Annotated in this window: 19 protein-coding genes and 1 pseudogene; 10 read left to right on the forward strand and 10 right to left on the reverse strand. The window is 73.2% G+C overall.

What is annotated here, in order from left to right; genetic code table 11:
- Positions 1–105 precede the first annotated feature (105 nt).
- Entirely contained in the window at positions 106–303 is a 198-nt protein-coding gene (locus ACFWIC_RS06095) for a hypothetical protein (protein ID WP_329878836.1), read from the reverse strand.
- Positions 304–331: 28 nt separating this feature from the next.
- Positions 332–562 (reverse strand): hypothetical protein, encoded by a 231-nt coding sequence (locus ACFWIC_RS06100; RefSeq protein WP_329878834.1) that lies wholly within the window; start codon positions 560–562, stop codon positions 332–334.
- Between the two features lie 426 nt (positions 563–988).
- Between ACFWIC_RS06100 and ACFWIC_RS06105 the strand changes: the two genes are divergently transcribed.
- Positions 989–1,690, forward strand: a complete 702-nt coding sequence (locus ACFWIC_RS06105) for a bifunctional DNA primase/polymerase (protein WP_329878832.1) — start codon at positions 989–991, stop codon at positions 1,688–1,690.
- A gap of 93 nt (positions 1,691–1,783) precedes the next feature.
- On the opposite strand, the gene map is transcribed toward ACFWIC_RS06105, so the two are convergent.
- Positions 1,784–2,629, reverse strand: coding sequence for a type I methionyl aminopeptidase (map, locus tag ACFWIC_RS06110; protein ID WP_329878830.1), 846 nt, complete (start codon positions 2,627–2,629; stop codon positions 1,784–1,786).
- 98 nt (positions 2,630–2,727) lie between these two features.
- Between map and ACFWIC_RS06115 the strand changes: the two genes are divergently transcribed.
- Positions 2,728–3,000 carry a hypothetical protein gene (locus ACFWIC_RS06115; protein WP_380516303.1) on the forward strand — a complete coding sequence of 91 codons (273 nt, stop codon included), beginning with the start codon at positions 2,728–2,730 and terminating at the stop codon, positions 2,998–3,000.
- Between the two features lie 111 nt (positions 3,001–3,111).
- Here ACFWIC_RS06115 and ACFWIC_RS06120 read toward each other — a convergent pair whose 3' ends face one another.
- A complete protein-coding gene (locus ACFWIC_RS06120) occupies positions 3,112–4,473 on the reverse strand; it encodes an MFS transporter (protein ID WP_329878826.1) in 1,362 nt (453 codons plus the stop codon).
- Between the two features lie 499 nt (positions 4,474–4,972).
- Positions 4,973–5,410 (reverse strand): annotated as a pseudogene (locus ACFWIC_RS06125) (hypothetical protein); the annotation flags it as partial.
- Between the two features lie 47 nt (positions 5,411–5,457).
- Between ACFWIC_RS06125 and npdG the strand changes: the two are divergent.
- Complete coding sequence (npdG, locus tag ACFWIC_RS06130; RefSeq protein ID WP_329878822.1) at positions 5,458–6,150, forward strand: NADPH-dependent F420 reductase; 693 nt, start codon at positions 5,458–5,460, stop codon at positions 6,148–6,150.
- A gap of 230 nt (positions 6,151–6,380) precedes the next feature.
- Positions 6,381–6,578: a hypothetical protein gene (locus ACFWIC_RS06135; RefSeq protein ID WP_329878820.1), complete on the forward strand. Its 198-nt coding sequence runs from the start codon at positions 6,381–6,383 to the stop codon at positions 6,576–6,578.
- Between the two features lie 62 nt (positions 6,579–6,640).
- Here ACFWIC_RS06135 and ACFWIC_RS06140 read toward each other — a convergent pair whose 3' ends face one another.
- Positions 6,641–7,456 carry a site-2 protease family protein gene (locus ACFWIC_RS06140; protein WP_380516307.1) on the reverse strand — a complete coding sequence of 272 codons (816 nt, stop codon included), beginning with the start codon at positions 7,454–7,456 and terminating at the stop codon, positions 6,641–6,643.
- Positions 7,457–7,714: 258 nt separating this feature from the next.
- Here ACFWIC_RS06140 and ACFWIC_RS06145 point away from each other — a divergent pair, with 258 nt between their 5' ends.
- Positions 7,715–11,182, forward strand: coding sequence for a BTAD domain-containing putative transcriptional regulator (locus ACFWIC_RS06145; protein ID WP_380516309.1), 3,468 nt, complete (start codon positions 7,715–7,717; stop codon positions 11,180–11,182).
- A gap of 141 nt (positions 11,183–11,323) precedes the next feature.
- On the opposite strand, the gene ACFWIC_RS06150 is transcribed toward ACFWIC_RS06145, so the two are convergent.
- The 3 genes from ACFWIC_RS06150 to panB form a co-directional block, all read right to left on the reverse strand.
- The gene (locus tag ACFWIC_RS06150) at positions 11,324–12,136 is read right to left on the reverse strand and encodes an ABC transporter permease (RefSeq protein WP_329878813.1); all 813 of its coding nucleotides are present in this window, start codon (positions 12,134–12,136) and stop codon (positions 11,324–11,326) included.
- Positions 12,133–13,164, reverse strand: coding sequence for an ATP-binding cassette domain-containing protein (locus ACFWIC_RS06155; protein WP_355406120.1), 1,032 nt, complete (start codon positions 13,162–13,164; stop codon positions 12,133–12,135). The genes ACFWIC_RS06150 and ACFWIC_RS06155 overlap by 4 nt, the downstream gene beginning before the upstream one ends.
- A gap of 231 nt (positions 13,165–13,395) precedes the next feature.
- On the reverse strand, positions 13,396–14,265 hold the full coding sequence (panB, locus tag ACFWIC_RS06160; protein WP_329878810.1) for a 3-methyl-2-oxobutanoate hydroxymethyltransferase: 870 nt from the start codon (positions 14,263–14,265) through the stop codon (positions 13,396–13,398).
- Positions 14,266–14,573: 308 nt separating this feature from the next.
- On the opposite strand from panB, the gene ACFWIC_RS06165 reads away from it, so the two are divergent.
- From ACFWIC_RS06165 to ACFWIC_RS06175, 3 genes are all read left to right on the forward strand, one after another.
- Positions 14,574–16,244 carry an MFS transporter gene (locus tag ACFWIC_RS06165; protein WP_380516314.1) on the forward strand — a complete coding sequence of 557 codons (1,671 nt, stop codon included), beginning with the start codon at positions 14,574–14,576 and terminating at the stop codon, positions 16,242–16,244.
- 244 nt (positions 16,245–16,488) lie between these two features.
- Positions 16,489–17,130, forward strand: coding sequence for a TetR/AcrR family transcriptional regulator (locus tag ACFWIC_RS06170; protein WP_329878806.1), 642 nt, complete (start codon positions 16,489–16,491; stop codon positions 17,128–17,130).
- 264 nt (positions 17,131–17,394) lie between these two features.
- Entirely contained in the window at positions 17,395–18,444 is a 1,050-nt protein-coding gene (locus tag ACFWIC_RS06175) for an endonuclease/exonuclease/phosphatase family protein (RefSeq protein ID WP_380516318.1), read from the forward strand.
- Positions 18,445–18,490: 46 nt separating this feature from the next.
- Here the strand turns inward: ACFWIC_RS06175 and ACFWIC_RS06180 are convergent, their stop codons facing one another.
- A complete protein-coding gene (locus tag ACFWIC_RS06180; protein WP_329951642.1) occupies positions 18,491–20,248 on the reverse strand; it encodes an NAD+ synthase in 1,758 nt (585 codons plus the stop codon).
- Positions 20,249–20,400: 152 nt separating this feature from the next.
- Between ACFWIC_RS06180 and ACFWIC_RS06185 the strand changes: the two genes are divergently transcribed.
- Both ACFWIC_RS06185 and ACFWIC_RS06190 read left to right on the forward strand, forming a co-directional pair.
- Positions 20,401–21,762, forward strand: coding sequence for a glutamine synthetase family protein (locus ACFWIC_RS06185; protein ID WP_329878801.1), 1,362 nt, complete (start codon positions 20,401–20,403; stop codon positions 21,760–21,762).
- A gap of 166 nt (positions 21,763–21,928) precedes the next feature.
- A complete protein-coding gene (locus ACFWIC_RS06190) occupies positions 21,929–23,140 on the forward strand; it encodes a hypothetical protein (RefSeq protein ID WP_380363611.1) in 1,212 nt (403 codons plus the stop codon).
- Positions 23,141–23,273: the final 133 nt, after the last annotated feature.

Below are 23,273 nucleotides of genomic sequence, written 5' to 3' on the forward strand. Positions count from 1 at the left end.
GACGGTCGGCCGGGTGGCTGTGGGCGGTGCCGCTGCTCGCGGCCCGGAACGCCGGAACGGCGGGACGGGTGACGGGGGTGCGGGGCGCGGGAGGGACCGGAGGGCTCAGGCCCGAACGGCGAACAGCGCCACGCAGGCGAGCAGCAGCACCGTCCAGCCGAACCAGAGCCAGCCGTTGGATCCGAGCACCGCGCTGTAGGCGCTGATCAGTACCAGCAGTCCGGCGGTGACCCCGGCCACCTGCCGGTTGTGGTGCGCCACCGACTGGGCGCGGGTTCGGGGGTGCCGTACGGTCCTCGCCATCGCCGTCCTCCCACCAGGAGGGCGGCCGTCACCCGGTAGCGCGGGCGGTGGCCGCCTCGTCGTACTCGTAGCGCCAGTACCAGCGGGTGCCCCGCTGCTGCTTGGCCCGGACGTACACCAGTGTGCGCGCCGGAGTGTCCCCGTGCGAGGGGACCGGCACGGTGTACTTCTTGGGCACGCCGTACATCGGCCCCAACGGGATGGGGAGGATCCGGCCGTCCAGGGGGCCGCCGACGAATTCGGTGTCCGCGCTCTTCACCCCACCAGGGTCTCATCCCGCCGCAGGTGGCGGACCGCGCACGGGTGCCGGGCGGAGGTGCTGTGACGGTCGGGTGCCGGGAGTGTGACCGGAGAGGCACCGCCCCCGGTCAACCGGAGGGTCCGCGCACCCTTATCCTTCCTGTTACGCCCTCGGGGTCCACCCGGGTCAGCGGGCCCGTACGGGCCGGGCGAGGCGCACTTGACCGTGCCCGCCGGGCCGCCGAGCCGCAGCCGTCGTGCTGCCGTGACTCCGTACCGTGACCCCGGCGTCGGCCGTCCGGCAACCCCGGCACCGGTCGGCAGGGCGCGGGACTGCAGGGCCGAGCACCACCCGGGGAAGCAGCGGGGGGCGCCGTGCGTTGCGTCGGAGTGGTACGTCGAACGCTGTGTCACACCAGGCACGGCGACGCACGGAAGGGGCCCGATGGAATCCGGCAGCAGGTGGACGACCTGGTGGCAGAAGCGTGACCGTGAGCGGGCCCGGGCGGCGGACACGGACAGTCCCGCCGCCAGACTGGACCAGCTGCTCGGCGCCGTCCGCGCCGGCTTCCCGTTGGCGCCCGCCGCGCATCCGGCCGGCTACCGATGTTCCTGTGACCGGGTCGCCTGTCCGGCGCCCGCCCGGCACCCGGTCTCGTTCGCCTGGCAGACCCAGGCCACCACCGACCCGGAACAACTCGCCCGCTGGCTCTCCCGAGACCCGCAGGCCAACTTCATCACCGCCACCGGCCGCGCGCACGACGTCCTGGACGTGCCGGCCGAGGCCGGGCGGCTCGCCCTGGAGCGGCTCACCGCGCTCGGCGTGGACGGCCCGGTCGCCGCCGTCGGCGAGGACCGCTACCTGTTCTTCACCGCCACCCGGGGTACCCCGGTGGACGAGGACGAGTGGTGGCCGAGCGCCCTGGACTCCACCCCGGACACCATGTCCGAACACCCCGGCCTGCGGTGGCACTGCCGCGGCTCGTACACCCTGCTCCCGCCGGCCGCGCTGCCGGACGGCTCGGAGGTGCGGTGGCTGCGCGGGCCCGAGCAGCCGCTGCCGGACTCGCTGCGCGTGCTGGACGTGCTGACCGACGCCTGCACCGAGGTGGGCGCGGTCGCCGAGGAGCAGTGGCTGATCGGGTAGCCGGCCCGCCGAGCCCGTCCCCGCCCCGCCCACGTCCTGCCCCGCCCGGACCGCGCCCCTTTCGGCGCGGCCCCGGCGGGAACGGTCTCCCCGCTACGGCAGGGTGAGGACCTCGGCGCCGTCCGCCGTGACGACCAGCGTGTGCTCGAACTGGGCGGTCCGCTTGCGGTCCTTGGTGACGACGGTCCAGCCGTCCGGCCAGATCTCGTAGTCGTAGGTGCCCAGCGTGAGCATCGGCTCGATGGTGAAGGTCATCCCCGGCTTGATCACTTCGGTGGCCCGCTCGCTGTCGTAGTGCGGGATGATCAGGCCGGAGTGGAACGACGTGTTGATGCCGTGGCCGGTGAAGTCCCGCACCACGCCGTAGTCGAAGCGCTTGGCGTAGGACTCGATGACGCGGCCGATCACGTTGATCCGGCGGCCGGGCTTGACCGCCTTGATCGCCCGGTCGAGCGACTCCCGGGTCCGCTCGACCAGCAGCCGGGACTCCTCGTCGACGTCGCCGCAGAGGTAGGTGGCGTTGAGGTCGCCGTGCACCCCGTGGATGTAGGCGGTGGCGTCGATGTTGACGATGTCGCCGTCCTGGAGGACGGTCGAGTCCGGGATGCCGTGGCAGATGACCTCGTTGATCGAGGTGCAGACCGACTTGGGGAAGCCCCGGTAGCCGAGGTCGGACGGGTAGGCCCCGTGGTCGCACATGTAGGTGTGGGCGACGGCGTCGAGCGCGTCCGTGGTGACTCCGGGCGCGATCAGCTTGGCCGCCTCGGCCATCGCCTGTGCGGCGATCCGGCCGGCGATCCGCATCTTCTCGATCGTCTCGGCGGTCTGCACCTCGGGCCCGGTGTACGGCGTCGGAGCGGGCTTCCCGACGTACTCGGGGCGCGCGATGTTCGCCGGGACCTTGCGGGTGGGGGACTGGATGCCGGGTACGAGAGCCATGGCCGCGAGTCTATGGCAGCACCTGTCGCCGGGTGTGCGGACGGAGTCCGGCCGGGGAATGATCGCTACGACGCAGCCGCCGAACGGAAGTGACCGCCATGCCTCTGGGATTCCACCGCAACAAGCCGACCGGCAAGCCCGGTGAGTGGTTCTACTGCATCAAGCACGGCAAGGTCGAGGAGGGGCCGGAGTGCCCGGCCAAGGACCGCCTCGGCCCGTACGCCACCCGCGAGGAGGCGGCGCACGCGCTGGAGACCGCCGAGCTCCGCAACCGGGAGTGGAAGAACGACCCGCAGTGGAACGACCGGCCGCAGGGCGGGACCGGGAGCGCCGCGGACGCTGGGGACGCCGGGGACGCCGACCGGCCGTAGGCCCGCTCCTCCGGATCCCGCAGGGCCGGGCGGCAGCGCGGTGCCCCGGGGTCCTGCCGGCGCGGAGGCCGCGCGCCCCGCGGTCCCGGCGCGACGGCAGGGCGGACGGCCTCAGGCGCCGGCGGCCCCCTGCCGCGCCGGTGCCCGCTCGCTCTCCTCCCGCTGCGCCGCGGCCCGCTCGTGCTCCGCGCGGACGGCGGCGGCGTTCGGGTCGGTGCGGTCGTCGTAGCCGAGCAGGCTGGGCAGGGCCGCGGCGAGTGCGACCACGCCCACCACGCAGGCGACGCCGCCGGCCCAGACCGAGGCGCGGACACCGACCAGGCCGGCCATGCCGCCGGCCCGGACCTGGCCGAGCTGCGGACCGACCGAGTAGCTGAGCAGCTCCACCCCGGCCATCCGGCCGCGCACCTCGTCCGGGATGGACTGGTTCCACATGGTGGAGCGCGCGATGCCGCTGATCTGGTCGGCGCCACCGGCCATGGCGAGGCAGAGCAGCACCAGCCAGACCGAGCCGGAGAACCCGGCCAGCGTGATCGCCGCGCCCCAGCCGAGGGCGGCCAGCACCAGCATCCGGCCGTGCCGGTGGATCCGGGACGTCCAGCCGCTGGTCGCCGAGACGGCCAGGGCGCCGACCGCCGAGGCCGCGTACATCGGGCCGAGCGCCCAGTCCGCGGACAGGTCCGAGGCGAGGAACGGGAAGATCGCCACCGGGAAGGCGAACAGCATGGCGACCAGGTCGATGGCGTAGGTGCCCAGCAGGTCCTTGCGGCTCCAGGCGTACTTCACGCCGGTGAGCACCGCCCGGAGGGTCGGCTTCTCGGCACCGGTGGGCGGCGGCACGGCCCGGATCCGGGCGAGCAGCAGCAGCGAGGCGCCGAAGGTCAGCACGTCCAGCGCGTACGCGGTCTGCACCCCGGCGAACGCCACGATGACGCCGGCCAGCGCCGGGCCGGCCACGGAACCGACGTTGCGGTACAGGGAGTTGAGCGCGAAGGCGGCGGTCAGCTGGTCGTGCGGGACGATCCGCGGGGTGAGCGAGTCCAGAGCCGGGCGCTGCAGGCCGTCGGCGGCGGCGACCAGCGCCGCCACCAGGTAGATCGGCCAGAGCACGGGCGTCGGCAGCAGCGCGTTGAGCAGCAGCAGGGCGCTCAGCACCCCGAGCCCGGCCTCGGCGAAGAGGACCAGCCGGCGACGGTCCAGGGCGTCGGCGAGGGCGCCGCCCCAGAGGCCGAAGACGATCAGCGGGACCAGCTCGAAGGCGCCGATCAGGCCGACCGCGACGTAGGAGTCGGTCAGTTCCTTGATCTGCACAGGGAGGGCGACGTACGTCAGGAAGCTGCCCAGACTGGTCACACAGCCGGAGAACCAGAGCAGGCGGAAGTCCCGGGAGGAGCGCCAGGGGGTGAGGTCGGGGGCGACCGAGCGCAGCAGGGAGCGCGCCCGACCGCTCGGAGGATGGTCGGCATCGTTCACGAACGACCATCTTCGGCGGGTGATCCGCCGCGTCGCAACAGGTTTTCGCCCGGCCTGACGCGCCCCGGACGTGCCCCGGACGTGCCCCGGACGTGGCCCGGGCCTCCCCGGAGTCTCCCTGCGGGGCGACGTCTCCCGGGGGCGGGCCGCTGTGGCGCGGCCGTGGCGCTCACCAGCGGCTGATCGCGGGGCCCTCCGTGAGCCGGCCGGCGAGGGCGGCCAGCCGGTCGAGCGCCGACCGCCGGGCCCGGGCCTGCCCGGCGGCGGCGCTGACCAGGTGCTGGGCCAGGTCGAAGGGCTCCTCCTCGGCGGTGCCGACGGCCAGCCGCCGGTGCGCCAGGGCGGCGAGGTCGGCCAGGCCGCTCGCGCCGGCGAGGCCGCTCGCGCCGGCCAGGCCGCTCGCGCCGGCGAGGCCGCTCGTACCGGCCGGACCGCTCGTACCGGCCGCACCGGTCGCACCGGGGAGGCCGGGGACCACGCCGTCGGGGCCACCCGGCCCGCCCCGCAGGGCCCGGTCCGGCGCCCCGTCCATCGCCCCGTCCATCGTCAGCACCGTGGCGCCCTTCCGGCGGGCGTCGTGCACCCGCTCCAACAGCGGCGCGCCGGCCGTCGTCGGGGCGACCACCAGGACCGTCGCCCCGCGACCGGCCTCGGTCAGCCGGCGCAGGCCGTGCGCCAGGTGGGCCGGCGCCCGGTCCGGCACCCGGTGCCGCAGCAGGGTCGGGGCCAGCCGGGGGACGTCCGACCAGGCGGCCTCGTCCTCCAGGTGGGCCGCCAGGTGCCAGGGCTCGTACCCCTCGGTGCCGACCAGTAGCAGCCCGTCGGCGCCGCGCCGGGAGACCGCCTGCCGCAGCGCGCCGGCGAAGCCTCCGACCGCTTCCAGCCAGCCACTTCCGGCCAGCCGCTCCCGGAGTGCCGAAACTCTCACCGCGTCCATGGCCGACAGGATGTCGCGGCGGGCCGCCGGTTTGGCAGGATCGGCCCATGACTTCCCTCGATTCAGCGACAAACCCGGCCCACGAGTTGCCGGACGTCTCGCAGCTGGTGGTCGGTGTCCTCGGCGGCACCGGCGACCAGGGGCGGGGGCTGGCCCACCGGCTGGCCAAGGCCGGTCAGCAGGTGATCATCGGTTCGCGTGACGCGGCCCGCGCGGAGGCCTCGGCGGCCGAGCTCGGCCTCGGAGTACGCGGCGCCGACAACGCCACCACCGCCCGGGAGAGTGACATCGTGATCGTCGCGGTGCCCTGGGACGGCCACGCCGCCACGCTCACCGCGCTCCGCGAGGAGCTCGTCGGCAAGATCGTGGTGGACTGCGTCAACCCGCTCGGCTTCGACAAGCAGGGCGCCTTCGCGCTCGTCCCGGAGGAGGGCAGCGCCGCCCAGCAGGCAGCCGCCCTGCTTCCGGACTCCCGGGTCACCGCCGCGTTCCACCACCTCTCGGCGGTGCTGCTGCAGGACGAGTCCGTCGAGCAGATCGACACCGACGTGATGGTGCTCGGCGAGGAGCGGGCCGCCACCGACATCGTGCAGGCGCTGGCCGGGCGGATCCCCGGTATGCGCGGCATCTTCGCGGGCCGGCTGCGCAACGCGCACCAGGTGGAGTCGCTGGTCGCCAACCTGATCTCGGTCAACCGCCGGTACAAGGCGCACGCGGGTCTGCGGATCACCGACGTCTGATCGCCGGGCGCCCCGGCCCCCGGCGCCCCGGTCCCGGGGTCCGGTCCTCGGCGGGCCGGCCGCCGGGGTCCGGCCCGCCGGAGGGGCCTGCGGTCGGCTCGTCGTACCGCCCGCCCGCCCTACCGTCCTACCGTCGCACCGGAGCGTCGGCCTCACCCCTGGACCCGGTCCGGAGGTGAGGTCGGCGACAATGGGGGCCGTCCGTCCCCCGGTCCTAGGAGACCCCCGCCATGCCCCGCACGTCCCTGCTCGCCTCGATCGTCGTCGTCCTCGCGCTGGCCGCCTCCGTGGTCTCCCTGGTGCAGGGGTGGTGGCTGGGCCTGATCTGGCTCCCGCTGGCGGGCATCGCCAGCAACGTGCTCTGGATGAACCTGCGCCGCGAGAAGCAGACCCGGGCCGCCGCCGAGCGGGCCGCCCAGGGCGCGTAGGCGCGGGCGGCGGCTCCGGGCTCCCGGGCGCTGTCGGCCCCGGGTGCTGTCGGCCCCGGGCGTCAGTCCTTCCAGAACATGAACAGCTCGTGGCCCAGCTGCGGGTAGATCCGGTCGACGCCGAGCAGCTCCATCACGCCGTAGACGGCCTCGAAGAACCAGTGATTCACCTCGGGCTGCCAGAGCAGGGCGAAGACCGCCAGCATGCCGTACGGCGCGAAGGGCTCGATGGCCCGCCGCGTCTTGTGCGAGAGCCAGGGTTCGAGGATCCCGTAGCCGTCCAGGCCGGGGATCGGCAGCAGGTTGAGCAGGGTCGCGCTCAGCTGCAGCATGCCGAGGAAGCCCAGCCCCAGCGCCAGCGGCGAGACGTTCAGCTCGTAGCCGTTCCAGACCGCGTGCACCTTGGGGTCGTCCAGCCAGCCGGCGCCCACCGGGACCAGCAGCAGCACGGCGGCGGCCAGGTTCACCAGCGGTCCGGCCGCCGAGATCAGGCTGTGCTTGAGGCGTCCCTGGATCCGGTGCCGCTCGATCCAGACCGCGCCGCCGGGCAGGCCGATGCCGCCGAGCAGCACGAAGACGATCGGCAGCACGAAGCTGAGCAGCACGTTGGCGTACTTGAGCGGGTTGAGGGTCAGGTAGCCCTTGGCGCCGACGGTGAGGTCGCCGCCGTGCAGCGCGGTCCGCGCGTGCGCGTACTCGTGGAGGCAGAGCGAGACCATCCAGCCGGCCACCACGAACAGGAAGACGCCGAACCGGGTGTTGCCGTACCCCTGGGAGACCGCCCAGCCGGAGGTGACGAGGATCGCGAGCAGCACCCAGAACACCGGGCTGATCCGGCGGTCCTCGCTGCGTGAGCGCTGCGTGGCGGCGAAGGTCATGGCGTGGGAGCTCCGGGAGTCTGGGGACGGGGTGCGCGGGTCCGGAATGCGGGCAAGGGTCGATCATGCCGGGCAGGCCCGCCGCCGGACAAGCCGTTCCGAGTGAACGAACGGAGCCCCGCGTCGGGTTCCGCGCGCAGGGACGCAAGGTGGAGGGAAGGCGGGGGAAAGGCGGAGGAGGCGGGCGGGCGGAGGGGCGGGACGGGCGGCCCCGGACAAATGTGCGTGGGCGCGGCGCCGATCGACCAGAATGGTGCGGTGCACTACGGCATCCTCGGCACCACCACCGCCCACCACGACGACGGCACCCCGGTTCCACTCGGCGGTGCGCGGCTGCGCGCGCTCCTCGCGGCGCTCGCGCTGCGGCAGGGGCGGCCGGTGCCGGCCGATCTGTTGGTGGACGAGGTGTGGGACGCCGAGCCGCCGCAGGACTCCTCGGCCGCGCTGCAGACCCTGGTGGGCCGGCTGCGCCGGACCATCGGCCGCGACCAGGTCGGATCCGGCCCGGCCGGGTACTGGCTGACCGACCCGGACACCGACCTCGCCGAGTTCCAGCGGCTGGCCGGTGAGGGCCGCGGCGCCCTGGAGCAGGGCGACCACGTCTCGGCCGCCGAACGGCTGCGGGCCGCTCTGGCGCTCTGGCGCGGCCCGGCCCTCGCCGACCTGCCGGACCGCAGCGGCCCGGCCACCCGGCTGGAGGCCCAGCGCGAGGAGGCCCGCCGGCACCGGATCACCGCCGACCTCGGCCTCGGCCGGGCCGCCGAGCTCGTCGCCGAACTCGCCGAGCTCACCGAGCGGCAGCCGTTGGACGAGCCGGTGCAGTACCTGATGGTCCGGGCGCTGCACGAGAGCGGCCGGACGGCCGAGGCGCTGCGCCACTACGACCACACCCGCCGCGTGCTGGCGGACGAGCTCGGTGTCGACCCGGGCCGCCAACTACAGTCCCTGTACGCCGAGTTGCTGACTCCTGCCGAGGCCGTCAGATCACCCGCCGGCGGGCCCGCCGGGGCAGCGGACGCGACTCCCGTGTCCGGCGCCGCGTCCGGCGCCGCCTCCGGCCCTGCCGCCGGGGCAGGCCCCGCGACCGGTGCCGAACCGGCGCCGCCCGTCCGCAGCGCCGGCAACCTGCGCGGCCGGCTCACCAGCTTCGTCGGCCGGGAGAACGACCTCGCCGCCCTGCGGGCCGCGCTGGGGGCCAGTCGGCTGGTCACCCTGACCGGCCCCGGGGGCTCCGGCAAGACCCGGCTCTCGATCGAGGCCGGCCGGCTCGAACAGGGCGTCGGACACTGGCCGGACGGCGTCTGGCTGGCCGAACTCGCCCCGCTGGAACGCCCGGACGCGGTACCGGGCGCGGTGGTCTCGGCGCTCGGACTGCGCGAGACCGTCCTGCACACCGCCGGCAGCATGGTCGCCGACGTGATCGAGCACCGCGGCGACGACCCGGTGCGCCGGCTGGTCGAGCACTGCGGCCGCCGCCGGATGCTGCTCGTCCTCGACAACTGCGAGCACCTGATCCAGGCAGCCGCCGACCTCGCCGACACCCTGCTCGCCGAGTGCCCCGGCCTGACCGTGCTGGCCACCAGCCGCGAGCCGCTCGGCGTGCCCGGCGAGACCGTCCTGCCGGTCGAGCCGCTGCCCGACCCGGTGGCGCTGCGGCTGCTGGCCGAACGCGCCGCCGCCGCCCGCCCCGGCTTCGACCCGCGGAGCGACCCGGAGGCCTGCGCCGAGATCTGCCGGCGCCTGGACGGCCTGCCCCTCGCCATCGAACTGGCCGCCGCCAGGCTGCGGGTGATGACGGCCCGGCAGATCGCCGACCGGCTGGACGGCCGGTTCGCGCTGCTCACCGCCGGGAGCCGCACCCTGCTGCCGCGCCAGCAGACGCTGCGCGCGGTCGTCGACTGGAGCTGGGACCTGCTCGGCAAGCGCGAACGCGCGGTGCTGCGCCGGCTCGCGGTGTTCGCCGGCGGCTGGACCCTGGAGGACGCCGAGGAGGTCTGCTCGGACGAGACCGAGGTGCCCCGCGAGGAGTTCGCCGACCTGCTGTTCTCGCTGGTCGACAAGTCGCTGCTGGTCGCCGACCTCGGCGGGGACGGCCCGCCGCGCTACCGGATGCTGGAGACCATCCACGAGTACGCGGACGAGCGGCTCGCCGAGGCGGGGGAGGCGGAGGCGACCGAGCGCCGCCACGTCGCCCACTTCCGCGAGCTGGTCCGGATCGCCGACCTGAGCATCCACGGCCCGGAGCAGCTGAGCTGGCTGACCGTGCTGGAACGGGAGCACGACAACATCCGGGCCGCGCTGCGCCGGGCCGTCGACCGGCAGGACGAGGGCGAGGCGCTGGTCCTCGCCCTGGGCATGAGCTGGTACTGGTCGCTGCGCGGCTTCAGCCTGGAGGCCCGGGGCTGGTACGACGCGGTGCTGGCGATCGGCCCGGACCCGTTCGCCCCGGACGCCCCCGCACCGGTGCCGCTGGAGCTGCGGGTGCTGGAGTACTCGCCGCCGATGCCCGAGAAGGCCGTCGCGGAGGCCCGCCGGGCGGTCGTCATCTACCGGCTGGCCAGCCTGTTCGAGGGGAGCCTGGACGTGCTGGCCGATCCGGTGGCGATCTCCTCCGCGCGCCGGATCACCGAGGTCTACACCCCGGACCTCCCGCAGTCCTACCGCTTCCCCGGGCTGATGCGGGTCTTCGGCGCCTTCCTGGTCGGCGAGCTCGGCCGGCTGAAGACGATGCTGGACGAGGCGGTCGAGGGCTGCCGGGTGTACGGCGCGGCCGGCGACCTGGCGTTCATCCTGCAGATCCGGGCCAAGATGATGAACGACTGGCCGAACGGCGCCGAGCAGAGCGTCCGGGACGGCGAGGAGTCGCTGGAGCTGTTCCGCCGGGCCGGCGACCGCTGGGGGATGTCCCAGGCGCTGGCCGCGCGCGGCGAGTCGCTGGCCAACGAGGGCCGCGCGGAGGAGGCCGTCGAGGCCTACCGGCGGGCGATCGAGCTGGCCGAGGAGCTGGGTGCGCCGCAGGAGGTGCCGATGCTCCGGGTCCACATGGGCTCCGCCATGCTGGGCAGGGACCTGGCCGAGGGGGAGCGGCTGATCCGGTCGACGCTGGCCGGGGTCGAGCCGGGCCAGAACCAGGCGGCCAACGGCGCCCTGCTGTTCGGCCGGATGATGCTCTGCGGCCTCGCCACCCATCGGGGCGCCTACGACGAGGCCCTCGCGGAGCTGGACCAGCTGAACTGGAGCAGGCTCGGCATGTTCGCCCCGGACGTGATGGGCGGGATGCTGGCGGTCACCCGTGGCTGGATCACCGCGCTCGCCGGGGATCCGGAGCAGGGGATCGACCTCGTCTCCCAGGGGCGACAGCTGCTCCGTACGGTGCAGGACCGCGCGAGCGGCTTCATCGAGCAGATGTCGGTGATGATGATGCCGCCCGTGATCGGGGTGCTGGACGCCTTCGCCCAGCGCGACGGGGACCACGAGCCGGCCCGCCGGGCGGCGACGCTGCTCGGCGCGCACGCCGGGCTGAGCGGGCCGAAGGGCGGCTACCTGGACCGGGTCGAGCGGGTGCGGGCCGAGCGGAGCCTGCGCGGGATGCTCGGTGACGAGGCGTTCGAGGCGGCCTTCGCCGAGGGACACGGGCTGTCGGTGACGGAGAGCGGAGAGCTGCTCGACCGGTTGGCCCTCTGGCCCGACGACGGAGCCGGCGGGCCGGTCCGCCCGGCCGGCTGATCCGACCGGCCGGCCGGACCGGCCGGTTCGGCCGACCGCGCCGGGGGTTCCGTCCCGTCCCCCCGGCCCGGCCGGCCTGTCCTGTGGTGCGGCCCCGGGGAGGTCCCCCCGGACGTCCCCGGGCCGCATCGGGTGCGCCGCTCAGGTCCGCTTGCGGAAGCGGGCCACGGCGAGCGGCGCGAAGACCGCGGTGATGCCGACCGACCAGGCCAGCACGATGAGCACCGGGTGGGCCACCGGCCCGTCGCCGTTCAGCAGGTGGCGGCAGGCGTCGGCCAGCGCGGAGAGCGGGTTGACCTTGGTGAAGGACTGCAGCCAGCCGGGCATGGTGTCGGTCGGCGCGAAGATCGAGCTGCCGAACTGGAGCGGCATCAGGACCAGCATGGAAACCCCCTGGACGGCCTGGGCGCTCTTCAGCGCCATGCCGAGCAGCATCGAGATCCAGACGACGGACATCCCGAACAGCAGCGACAGACCGATCGCGGCCAGGACCTCCAGCGGGCCGGTCTTCACCTCGAACCCGAGGATCAGCGCGAACCCGATCAGGATGGTGAAGGAGACGAGCGCCCGGCAGGTCTCCGCGCCGATCTTGGAGAGCAGCACGGACGAGCGGCCGATCGGCAGGGTGCGGAACCGGTCCATCACCCCGGTCTGGAAGTCGCTGTTCAGACCGGTGCCGACCGCCATCGCCAGGGTGATGCCGGTCTGCCCGAGCAGTCCGGGGATCATGTACTGCTTGTAGGCGTCCTGGCCGCCCGAGATGGCGCCGCCGAAGACGTAGACGAACAGCACGGTGAAGATGATCGGCATCAGCACCGCGTCGAACATCGACTCGGGGTCGGCCTTGATCCGCATCAGGTTGCGGCGGGTCAGCGCGCCGACGTGCCGCAGGTGGCCGGAGAGGCCGATCCGGGTGTCCTCCGCCCGGGAGGGCGTGAGCGTGGCGGTGGTCATGCGACGGGCTCCTTGGCGAGGCTGGGGACGGAGTCCACGGGGGCCGGACGGTCCGCGGGCTTGCCGGTGATGGCGAGGAAGACCTCGTCGAGGCTGGGCACCTTGGTGTCGATGCCGGCGATGGCGAACCCGCGGGTGCCGAGGACCCCGACCACGGCGGTGAGCTGCTCCTCGCCGGTGATCGGCACGGAGAGAAGGCCGGTGTCGGTGGAGAAGGTGGCGGTGGCTATGCCGCTGTCGTGCAGGCAGCGGGCCATCTCGGGCAGCTCGGCGCGGTGCGTCGGGCGGACCTGGAGGGTCTGGCCGCCGACCTGGGCCTTGAGCTCGGCCACCCCGCCGGCCGCGATCACGCGGCCGCGGTCGATGACGGTCAGCTCGTCGGCCAACTGCTCGGCCTCCTCCATGTACTGGGTGGTGAGCAGCACGGTGGAGCCCTCGGAGACCATCCGCTGCACCTCGTCCCAGACCTCGTTGCGGGTCCGCGGGTCCAGGCCGGTGGTGGGCTCGTCCAAGTAGAGCACCCGGGGGCGGCCGATCATCGAGGCGGCCAGGTCGAGGCGGCGGCGCATGCCGCCGGAGTACGTCTTGGCGACCCGCTTGGCGGCGTCGGTGAGCGAGAACCGCTCCAGCAGTTCGGCGGCGCGGGCCTTGGCGTCCTTGCGGGAGAGGTCGAGCAGCCGGCCGATCAGGTAGAGGTTCTCGTAGCCGGAGAGCATCTCGTCGACGGAGGCGTACTGGCCGGTGAGGCCGATCGTGCGGCGCAGCTGCTTGGGCTGGCGCAGGACGTCGAAGCCGCCGACGAAGGCGGTGCCGGCGTCGGGCTTGATCAGGGTGGAGAGAACGCGGACCAGGGTGGTCTTGCCGGCGCCGTTGGGGCCGAGCACGCCGAGCACGGTTCCCTCGCGGACGGTGAGGTCGACACCGTCGAGCGCCTTGGTGGCGCCGAAGTGCTTGACGATGCCGCGGACCTCGACGGCATTTCCCGCGGCGGGCCCCCGGTCGTTCGGGGCGGTGGCGATTCGTGTCATGCCCCTAGGTTGTCCGGCCCCGCTGTCAGCCCGCTGTCAGCGTCCGGTCCCTCCCCCCGCGGAGTCCGCCGGCCGCTGTCGGCCTGCTGTCATCCCGCCGGCGGTGCGCCCTCGCCGCGGACCCGGCCGGTGTGCCGTCGGCCGGTGTGCCCTCGTGCGGCGTGCCCTCGTGCGGATGCGCCGCGCCCGGGGTCCCGTCGGCCGGCCACGGGACCCCGGGCGCGGTTCGCGTCAGTGGAAGGTGTGCTCCGGGGCGGGGAAGGCACCGGACTGCACGTCCGCGGCGAACTCGCGGGCGGCCTCGCCGAGGACGGCCCGCAGGTCGGCGTACTGCTTGACGAACTTGGGCACCCGGCCCGCCGTCATGCCGGCCATGTCGGTCCAGACGAGGACCTGCGCGTCGGTGTCCGCACCCGCGCCGATGCCGACGGTCGGGACGGCGAGCTGCTCGGTGACCCGGGCGGCCAGCTCGGCGGGCACCGCCTCCAGGACCACCGCGAAGGCGCCGGCCTGCTGCACGGCCTTGGCGTCGCGCAGCAGCTGGTGCGCCGCCTCGTCGCCGCGGCCCTGGACCGGGTATCCGCCGAGCGCGTGCACCGACTGCGGGGTGAGCCCGATGTGCGCCATCACCGGGATACCGGCCTCGACCAGCAGCTCGATCGCGCGGGCGCTGCGCTCGCCGCCCTCCAGCTTGACCGCGCCGACCCCGGCCTCCTTCATCAGCCGGACCGCGTTGTGCATGGCCTGGGCCGGGGACTCCTGGTACGAGCCGAACGGCAGGTCGGCGACGATCATCGCCCGCTTGGTGCCGCGGACGACGGCGGCGGCCAGCATGACGATCTGGTCCATGGTCACCGGCACGGTGGTCTCGTAGCCGAGGTGGCAGTTGCCGGCGGAGTCGCCGACCAGCAGAACGGGGGTGCCGGCCTCGTCGAAGACGCCCGCGGTGAGGGCGTCGTAGGCGGTCAGCATCGACCACTTCTCACCGCGCTGCTTGGCGCCGGAGAGGTCGCGGACGGTGACGCGGCGATTGGTGACCCCACCGTAGAGGGTGGCGGTCGACGCCTGGTTCTGGGCAGGCGAAGGCGAAGAAGCGTTCATCGAACAGGCTCCTGAAAGGTTGTCGTCTCGTGGCGCCGTGCGGCGTCCCCGGATCCCCTCCATGCTTGCACGCCCCGGCGCGGGCGCAAAGAGGCGCGCAAGCCGTGCGGTGCGATCCAGGACACACCGGACCCCCGGGGGCGGACCGGGCGTGACGGGCGCGTGACGGGTGCGGAGCTTTGCCCGGTCTTTACGAAACGGATTCGTCTCGTATCGAAAAGGACGCTACGCTGACCGAGGGGGTTACGAGACGTAAGCGGCTCGGAAATACCCGCCAGTGTCACGCCGTACCACGGACGGGAAAACCAATGACCACCGCAGCCGCGCCACCCCGCGTGCCGGAAGCCATCCACCGCCGGCGCTGGGCGATCCTGGGCACTCTCGTGCTCGCCCTGCTCGTCGTCGTGCTCGACAACTCGATCCTCAACGTCGCGATGAAGACCATCGCGTCGCCGGCGCCCACCGGGATCGGCGCCAGCCAGAGCGACCTCGAATGGTCGATCAACTCGTACACCCTGGTCTTCGCCGGGCTGCTGTTCACCTCCGGCCTGCTCGGTGACCGCTTCGGCCGGAAGCGGGCCCTGCTGGCCGGCATGGCGGTCTTCGGGATCGCCTCGCTGCTCTCCGCGATGGCCAGCACGCCGGCCGAACTCATCGGCTACCGCGCGCTGATGGGTGTCGGCGGTGCGCTGGCGATGCCCGCCACGCTCGCCATCATCATGAACGTCTTCGAGCGGTCCGAGCAGCCCAAGGCGATCGGCATCTGGGCCGGCGCCGTCGGCCTGGCCATAGCCATCGGCCCGATCACCGGCGGCCTGCTGATCGAGCACTTCTGGTGGGGCTCGGTCTTCCTGATCAACGTGCCGGTGGTGATCGTCGCGCTCGTCGCGATGGTGCTGCTCGTCCCCGAGTCCAAGGACCCGAAGCCGGGCCGGCTCGACCCGATCGGCGTGCTGCTCTCCATCATCGGCCTGGTGGCGCTGATCTACGGCATCATCAAGGGCGGCGAGCTGGCCGACTTCACGGTCGTCGAGGCCTGGGGACCGGTCCTGCTCGGTGTGGTGGCGCTGGCCGCCTTCGTGGTCTTCGAGAGCCGCACCGAGAGTCCCGCGCTGGACATCAGCTGGTTCCGCAACAGGGTCTTCAGCGCCTCCGTGGTCGTCATCGGCGTGGTCTTCTTCGGGCTGATGGGCGTCTCGTTCTTCGGCGTCTTCTACATCCAGAGCGTGCGCGAGTACACCGCGCTGCAGGCCGGCCTGCTGATGCTGCCGCTCGCGGTCGCCCAGCTGCTGTTCGCCCCGCGGGCCCGCCTGGTGGTCGACCGGTTCGGCGTCCGCGCCACCTGCGCCGGCGGCATGGTCCTGATGACGGCCGGCTTCCTCGGCTACATGCTGCTGAGCGCCACCACCCCGATCTGGGTGCTGGTCGTGCTCGGCCTGCTGATGGGCACCGGCATGGCGCACGTCATGCCGCCGGTCACCGTCGCGATCATGGGCTCGCTGCCGCGCGAGAAGGCCGGTGCCGGCTCGGCGGTCAACAACACGTTCCGCCAGGTCGGCGGTTCGCTCGGGGTCGCGGTGCTCGGCGCCGTGCTCTCCGCCGTCTACCGCGACGGCATGTCCGACCGGCTGGCGCAGCTGCCCACCGAGGAGCTGCGGGAGAAGGCGGGCGAGTCGCTGGAGGCCACCCGGGCCGTCGCCGGGCGGCTCGGGGAGAAGGGCCAGGACCTGATCGGCCCGGCGAACGACTCCTTCATCCACGCCATGCACGTGGTGGCCGGGCTCTCGGCCGGGATCCTCGCTGTCGGGGCCCTGCTGGCCTGGTTCCTGCTCCCCGGCCGGGTGCCGGCTGGCGGCCCGGCGGGCGGCCCGGCGGGCGGGCCGGCGGGGCAGGACGGTCCGGGCGCGGCGGCGGCCGGCGGGCAGCGGCTCCCCGGCCAGAGCGGTCCGGACCGGAAGTCCGCCGTCGCGGACGCCTGACCGTTCCGGCGGGTGCCCGCCCGTGCCGGTGGGCTCCGGACCGTGCCGGTGGGCGCCCGGCCGTAACGGCGGGCGTCTGACCTGCGGCACCGCTGAGCGAGAATGGGGGCCCTGCCCGCTTCGGAACGTCCGGAGCGGCGGGGCCGCCGTCCGTACCGGGGTCTCGGCCCGTCCCGGTCGTGGGCGGGAGAACCGGGAGTGGAGCGACGTCGTGTGTCCGCGAGGAGCCAGGGAGAAGAGCGGGATGAAGACGGACCCCACGGCCGAGCCGGCCTCCGTCGGGCCGCGGCGCGGCCGACCCCGCAGCGAGGCCGCCGAGCAGGCCATCTTCGCCGCGGTCGAGGAGCTGATGGCGGCCGGCACCAGCCTGTCCGCGCTGACCATCGAGGGCATCGCCACCGCCGCCGGCGTCGGCAAGGCCACCATCTACCGGCGCTGGCCCAACAAGGAGGCCCTGCTGGTCGACATGCTCCACCGGATGGAGGCACCGGTCCCCGAGTCGAGCGGCGGCTCCGCGCGCGACGACCTGATCGCGATGGTCGAGTACATGCGGATGCGGGGCCTGGCCAAGCGCTCCCGCTGGGTGCTCAAGGTCGCGCTCGGGCAGATGCAGAGCTGGCCCGAGCTGCACACCGCGTACCGCGAACGGGTGATCGGCCCGCGCCGGGAGCTGGCCCGGCAGGTGGTCCGCCGGGGAGTCGCGGACGGTCTGCTCCGGTCCGACCTCGACGAGGAGCTGCTCGGCGACATGCTGCTCGGGCCGATCCTCGCCCGCAGCATCCTCTGGGACGACTCCGACCTGGAGGACCCGGAGCTGGCGGTCCGGATGGTCGACGCCGTCCTGGAGGGACTCGGCGGCCCGGCGTTCCGCGCCGGGGGTTCCTGAACCACCCCGGCGGGGCCGGGGCGGGCCGTGACCCGGCCGCCGTCGGTCCGGTCACCGGCCCGCGTCGCCGGTCCGCCCGGGTCGACGTGGCATGGCTCACCAAACCCGGCCGCGCCGGAACCCCGGTCCACCGGCCGGACGTCTGTCCCGGCATAGGCTGAGCCGGGAATCCGACCAAACCGGCACCAGTCCGGCACGTCGCCCGCCGCTCGGCGGCGGCGGACATCGGACCGGACAGACGGCGTGAAAGACGGGAGCCACGGTATGGCGCAGGCGGACAGGACGGATCTCATGGCGGCGGCGGAGGCCGGTGACCAAGGGTCCGCCCGGCGCCCGGCGCCCGGCTTCCTCGCCCTGCGCGGCTGGGGCCGGGACGCCCGGGGGAGCCGTACCTGGCGACGCGGCCTGGTGGTCGCCGCCCTGGCCCTGCTGACCGCGGCGCTGCTGGCGTTCCACGCCGAGGTGCCGAACAGCGTCGGCAACCTGGGCAGCCTGCTGGAGACCTTCCTGCCCTGGCTCGGCCTGGCCGTGCCGGTGCTGCTCGTCCCCGCCCTGCTGCGGCGCTCGGCCACCGCACTGATCGCCCTGCTGCTGCCGGTGGCGATCTGGGTCAACCTGTTCGGCGGCCTGCTCACCGACAAGAGCGGCGGAGCCGGCGACTGGACGGTCCTCAGCCACAACGTGGCCGCCGGGAACACCGACCTGCCGAGCACCGTACGGCTGCTGGAGGGGTCCGGCGCGCAGATCGTCGCACTGCAGGAGCTGGAGTCCAAGGCGCGGCGCACCTTCGAGAACGAGCTCGCCGACACCTACCCGTACCACGCGGTCGAGGGCACCGTCGGCCTCTGGTCGAAGTACCCGATCGGGGAGGTCGCGGTGGTCGACATCAAGATGGGCTGGACCAGGGCGTTCCGCGCGCAGGTCACCACCCCGCAGGGCCCGGTCGGGGTGTACGTCGCGCACCTGCCGTCGGTCCGGCTCAGGGCCGAGGGCGGCTTCACCGTCAACCAGCGGGACGCCAGCGCCCAGGCCCTCGGCGACGCCATCCAGGCCGACCCCCTGAAGAAGGTCCTGCTGCTCGGGGACCTCAACGGCACCATGAACGACCGCAGCCTGGCCCCGATCACCTCGCAGATGCGCTCGGCCCAGGGCGCCGCCGGCGACGGGTTCGGCTTCAGCTGGCCGGCGGCCCTCCCGATGGCCAGGATCGACCAGATCATGAGCAAGGGCGGCCTGAAGCCGACCGACTCCCGCACCCTGGACCGGGACGGCAGCGACCACCTCGCGGTGGCCGCCACCTACCGGTACCGGTAGGCCACCTACCGGTACCGGTGACCCGGTCCCGCCGTGCCGCTCCCGGTCAGCCGCGCCGCCACCGGTTGGTGATCGGGAGGCGGCGGTCCCGGCCGAAGCCCTTGACCGAGATCTTCGGGCCCGGCGGGTACTGCCGCCGCTTGTACTCGGCGGTGTCGACCAGCCGGACCACCCGGTCGACCACCGCCGGGTCGAAGCCCGCCGCCACGATCGCGTCCCGGCCCTGGTCGCCCTCCACGTAGAGGCCGAGCACGGTGTCCAGCAGGTCGTAGTCGGGCAGCGAGTCGGTGTCCTTCTGGTCCGGCCGCAGCTCGGCGGACGGCGGCTTGCTGATGGTGTTCTCCGGGATCGGAGGCACCTCCCCGCGCCGTTCGGCCTCCTCGTTGCGCCAGTGCGCCAGCCGGAAGATCAGCGACTTGTAGACGTCCTTGATCGGGCCGTACGCGCCCACCGAGTCGCCGTAGAGCGTGGAGTAGCCGACCGCGAGCTCGCTCTTGTTGCCGGGCGCGAGCACGATGTGCCCCTCCTGGTTGGAGATCGCCATCAGCAGGGTGCCGCGCAGCCGGGACTGCAGGTTCTCCTCGGCCAGACCGGTCAGGTCGGTGGCCGCCAGGTAGGCGTCGAACATCGGGGCGATCGAGACCGTCCGGAAGTTCAGGCCGGTGCGGCGGGCCAGCTCGGCCGCGTCGTCACGGGAGTGCTGCGACGAGTAGCGGCTCGGCATCGAGACGCAGTACACGTTCTCCGCGCCGATCGCGTCCACCGCGAGGGCCGCCACCAGCGCCGAGTCGATGCCGCCGGAGAGACCGATCAGCACCGAGCGGAAGCCGTTCTTGCGCACGTACGCCCCGGTGCCGGCGACCAGTGCCGCCCAGATCTCGGCCTCGTCGCTCAGCCGCGGCGCGACCTCGGCCCGGGGCGCCGGCGCGGCGCCGGCCGTCCCGGCCGTCCCGGCCAGCTCGGTGCGGACCAGGTGCAGGCCGTCGGCGAGCAGCAGCCCGTCGGTGTGGTCGCTGCTGGCGGCCGGCAGGTCGAGGTCCAGGACCAGCAGGTGCTCCTCGAACTGCGGCGAACGGGCCAGCACGTCGCCGTCCGTGCCGACCACGATCGAGTCGCCGTCGAAGACCAGCTCGTCCTGGCCGCCGACCATGTTCACGTACGCGAGCGCGCAGCCCGCCTCGGCGGCCCGGCGCCGCACCAGCTCCAGCCGGACGTCGTCCTTGTTCCGCTCGTACGGCGAGCCGTTGATCACCAGCAGCAGACCGGCCTCGGCCTCGCGGGCCGCGGTCACCCGGCCGCCGTCCTGCCAGATGTCCTCGCAGATCGCGAGCGCGACGTCCACGCCGTGCAGGCGCAGCACCGGCAGCTGGTCGCCGGGGACGAACCAGCGGAACTCGTCGAACACGCCGTAGTTCGGCAGGTGGTGCTTGGCGAAGCGGGTGACCACCTCGCCGTGGAACAGCACCGCCGCGCAGTTCTGCGGCGACCCCGCCGGCCGGCCGAACCGGGGCGAGGCCTGCTCGGACCGCCCGAGGTACCCCACCAGCACCGGCACCTCGCCGAGCCCCTCGCCGGCGAGCCGTTCGGCCAGTTCGACCAGTCCGGACCGGGACGCCTCCACGAACGAACGGCGCAGGGCGAGGTCCTCGACGGGGTATCCGGTGAGGGCCATCTCGGGGAACGCGACCAGCTGGGCACCGGCCTCGACGGCCTGCTTGGTCCAGTGCACCACCTCATCGCTGTTGCGTGCGATGTCACCGACCCACGGGTCGGTCTGGCAGAGGGCGAGACGGAGATTGGGCATGCCCCCGAGTGTAATCGTCGATCTGACGCAATGTCTCGGCCGGGGTTGCCGCTGCCTTCGGCCGCGGCGATCCGCCATGATGGGGGTCAGTCGCTGTCGGGGTGGTTTCCGGGCGTAACACGAACGTAAAGAGCAGAGGTGAGACTGTCCCCATGGGCAAGCAGCAGGAGTTCGTGCTTCGGACGCTCGAAGAGCGTGACATCCGGTTCGTCCGGCTGTGGTTCACCGACGTGCTGGGGTTCCTGAAGTCGGTCGCGGTGGCGCCGGCCGAACTGGAGCAGGCGTTCGAGGAGGGCATCGGGTTCGACGGCTCGGCGATCGAGGGATTCGCCCGGGTCTACGAGTCGGACATGATCGCCAAGCCGGACCCGACCACCTTCCAGATCCTGCCGTGGCGCTCGGAGACGCCCGGCACGGCCCGGATGTTCTGCGACATCCTGATGCCGGACGGCTCGCCCTCCTTCGCCGACCCGCGGTTCGTGCTGAAGCGGACCCTGGAGAAGGCCTCCGCCCAGGGCTTCACCTTCTACACGCACCCCGAGATCGAGTTCTTCCTGCTGAAGAACCTGCCCGGCGACGGCACCGCGCCGATCCCCGCCGACCAGTCGGGCTACTTCGACCACACCCCGCGCGGGGTGGGCCACGACTTCCGCCGCCAGGCGATCACCATGCTGGAGTCGATGGGCATCTCGGTCGAGTTCTCGCACCACGAGGGCGCGCCCGGCCAGCAGGAGATCGACCTGCGGTACGCCGACGCACTCTCCACCGCCGACAACATCATGACCTTCCGTCTGGTGATGAAGGAGGTCGCGCTGGAGCAGGGCGTGCACGCCAGCTTCATGCCGAAGCCCTTCTCCGACCACCCGGGCTCGGGCATGCACACCCACCTCTCGCTGTTCGAGGGCGACCGCAACGCCTTCCACGAGTCCGGTGCGGAGTACCAGCTCTCCAAGGTCGGCCGCTCCTTCATCGCCGGCCTGCTGCGGCACGCCGCCGAGACGGCCGCCGTCACCAACCAGTGGGTGAACTCCTACAAGCGGATCTGGGGCGGCTCGCAGCGCACCGCCGGCGCCGGCGGCGAGGCCCCCTCGTACATCTGCTGGGGGCACAACAACCGCTCCGCGCTGATCCGCGTCCCGATGTACAAGCCGGGCAAGCAGGGCTCCACCCGGGTCGAGGTCCGCTCGCTGGACACCGGCTGCAACCCGTACCTCGCCTACGCGGTCACCCTGGCCGCCGGCCTCAAGGGCATCGAGGAGGGCTACGAGCTCCCGCCCGGCGCCGACGACGACGTCTGGGCGCTCACCGACGCCGAGCGCCGGGCCCTCGGCATCCAGCCGATGCCGCAGAACCTCGGCGAGGCCATCGACCTCATGCAGCGCAGCGAGCTCGTCGCCGAGACCCTGGGCGAGCACGTGTTCGACTTCTTCCTCCGCAACAAGCGCCAGGAGTGGGAGGAGTACCGCTCCGAGGTCACCCCCTTCGAGCTGCGGAAGAACCTCCAGGTGCTCTGAGGCTGACGCCGAGTCAAGGACCCCCGGGCCCGCTGTCGTTCGAATGGATGACGGCGGGCCCGCCGTTCGGGTGGGTGCGAACCCCGATGGCGGAATGTGAGGAGAGTGTGACGGTGGGTTGTGATCCGATAAGCGTGATCAACCCCTCCCACCTGAAGAGGACCGCATGCCCTCCTCCATCGTCAGCCGCGCCGCCGCCTCCCGTCTGATCGCCCGCCGGATCGGGATCGCGGGGGTCGCCGTCGCCGCCGTCGCGGGACAGTTGCTGTCCGGCCCGGTCGCCGACGCCCGCGGGTCGGGCCCGAAGGGCCCGGAGCTGCGCGCCGACACCATCGCCTCGAACCCGCTGCCCTTCACCACCCGGTTCCAGGGAGACTTCCACGGGTCGGTCACCCGCATCAGCAACTCGCTGATGACCTGTGACGAGAGCCAGCCCCCGGTCGACCCGGCGCAGCCCGCCTGCGCGGACGCCCGCACCGGGGCGGGCAGCCGCCCGATCAACAACAACTACCAGATGAAGTACATCAACATCGATCCCGGTTCGGTCGGCCCGCTGGGCGACCCCATCTACTCGGCCAGCTCCGCCGACCTCGGCCTGCTCGAAGGCTCCCAGGTCAAGTACGCCCGGCTGTACTGGGGCGGCACCCGGGGCATCGGCGACACGGTGCTGCCGGAGAGCCAGATCGACGAGATCTACCTGAAGTTCCCGGGCGAGAGCCAGTACCGGAACATCGAGAACGACCAGCCGTCCATCGGCTACATCACCACCTCCGAGGAGAGCAGCTACCAGGCCTCCGCCGACATCACGGACCTGGTCAAGCAGCACGGCAACGGCACCTACACCGCGGCCAACATGGACTCCGTGGTCAAGCCGCACAGCTGGGGCGGCTGGACGATCGTGGTCGCGTACGAGAACCCGTGCAAGCCGCTGCGCCACGTCCACCTGTGGGACGGCTTCCAGGTCGAGCTGCCGGACAGCCCGCCGCGCGAGTTCACACTCGGCGGGCTGCGGACCCCGGCCACCGGTCCGGTCGCGGGCAAGCTCGGTTTCGTGGTCTACGACGGTGACCTGAAGTGGACCGGCGACACCCTCGCCATGAAGTCCACCAACGGTCCGCTGACACCCTTCCAGGACGTGAACCACCCGGTCGACGACTCGTTCAACTCCACCATCGAGGAGCTGGCCCCGGCCGACCAGTTCGCCCGGAACCCGTACAACCGCAACAACTTCGGCTACGACTCCAACCGGTGGGACATCTCGCCCTACCTGCGCAACGGGGACACCGACATCTCCATCAAGTTCGACACCGACAAGGACGGCTACGACCTGGGCGTCTTCTACGCCTACGTGAACCTGGACGGCTCCGCGGAGGGCTGATCCCGCGTCACCGGCGAGCGCCGCGGGCGCCCCCACCCCCCCCCGGGGGGGGGGGGCCGCGGGGCGGCGCGGGGCGGGGGGGGGGCGCGCCGGGGGGCGCCGGGGGCGGCGGCCCCGCGGGGGACCCCGCCCC

Source organism: Kitasatospora sp. NPDC127035 (assembly GCF_042726075.1).
Classification (GTDB): domain Bacteria; phylum Actinomycetota; class Actinomycetes; order Streptomycetales; family Streptomycetaceae; genus Kitasatospora.

What these genes read in the sequence shown, in the direction of transcription:
- ACFWIC_RS06095 (WP_329878836.1), bottom strand. Translation starts at nt 303, where the DNA reads ATGGCGAGGACCGTACGGCACCCCCGAACCCGCGCCCAGTCGGTGGCG.
- ACFWIC_RS06105 (WP_329878832.1), top strand. Translation starts at nt 989, where the DNA reads ATGGAATCCGGCAGCAGGTGGACGACCTGGTGGCAGAAGCGTGACCGT.
- map (WP_329878830.1), bottom strand. Translation starts at nt 2,629, where the DNA reads ATGGCTCTCGTACCCGGCATCCAGTCCCCCACCCGCAAGGTCCCGGCG.
- ACFWIC_RS06115 (WP_380516303.1), top strand. Translation starts at nt 2,728, where the DNA reads ATGCCTCTGGGATTCCACCGCAACAAGCCGACCGGCAAGCCCGGTGAG.
- npdG (WP_329878822.1), top strand. Translation starts at nt 5,458, where the DNA reads ATGACTTCCCTCGATTCAGCGACAAACCCGGCCCACGAGTTGCCGGAC.
- ACFWIC_RS06135 (WP_329878820.1), top strand. Translation starts at nt 6,381, where the DNA reads ATGCCCCGCACGTCCCTGCTCGCCTCGATCGTCGTCGTCCTCGCGCTG.
- ACFWIC_RS06140 (WP_380516307.1), bottom strand. Translation starts at nt 7,456, where the DNA reads ATGACCTTCGCCGCCACGCAGCGCTCACGCAGCGAGGACCGCCGGATC.
- ACFWIC_RS06150 (WP_329878813.1), bottom strand. Translation starts at nt 12,136, where the DNA reads ATGACCACCGCCACGCTCACGCCCTCCCGGGCGGAGGACACCCGGATC.
- ACFWIC_RS06155 (WP_355406120.1), bottom strand. Translation starts at nt 13,164, where the DNA reads ATGACACGAATCGCCACCGCCCCGAACGACCGGGGGCCCGCCGCGGGA.
- panB (WP_329878810.1), bottom strand. Translation starts at nt 14,265, where the DNA reads ATGAACGCTTCTTCGCCTTCGCCTGCCCAGAACCAGGCGTCGACCGCC.
- ACFWIC_RS06165 (WP_380516314.1), top strand. Translation starts at nt 14,574, where the DNA reads ATGACCACCGCAGCCGCGCCACCCCGCGTGCCGGAAGCCATCCACCGC.
- ACFWIC_RS06170 (WP_329878806.1), top strand. Translation starts at nt 16,489, where the DNA reads ATGAAGACGGACCCCACGGCCGAGCCGGCCTCCGTCGGGCCGCGGCGC.
- ACFWIC_RS06175 (WP_380516318.1), top strand. Translation starts at nt 17,395, where the DNA reads ATGGCGCAGGCGGACAGGACGGATCTCATGGCGGCGGCGGAGGCCGGT.
- ACFWIC_RS06180 (WP_329951642.1), bottom strand. Translation starts at nt 20,248, where the DNA reads ATGCCCAATCTCCGTCTCGCCCTCTGCCAGACCGACCCGTGGGTCGGT.
- ACFWIC_RS06185 (WP_329878801.1), top strand. Translation starts at nt 20,401, where the DNA reads ATGGGCAAGCAGCAGGAGTTCGTGCTTCGGACGCTCGAAGAGCGTGAC.
- ACFWIC_RS06190 (WP_380363611.1), top strand. Translation starts at nt 21,929, where the DNA reads ATGCCCTCCTCCATCGTCAGCCGCGCCGCCGCCTCCCGTCTGATCGCC.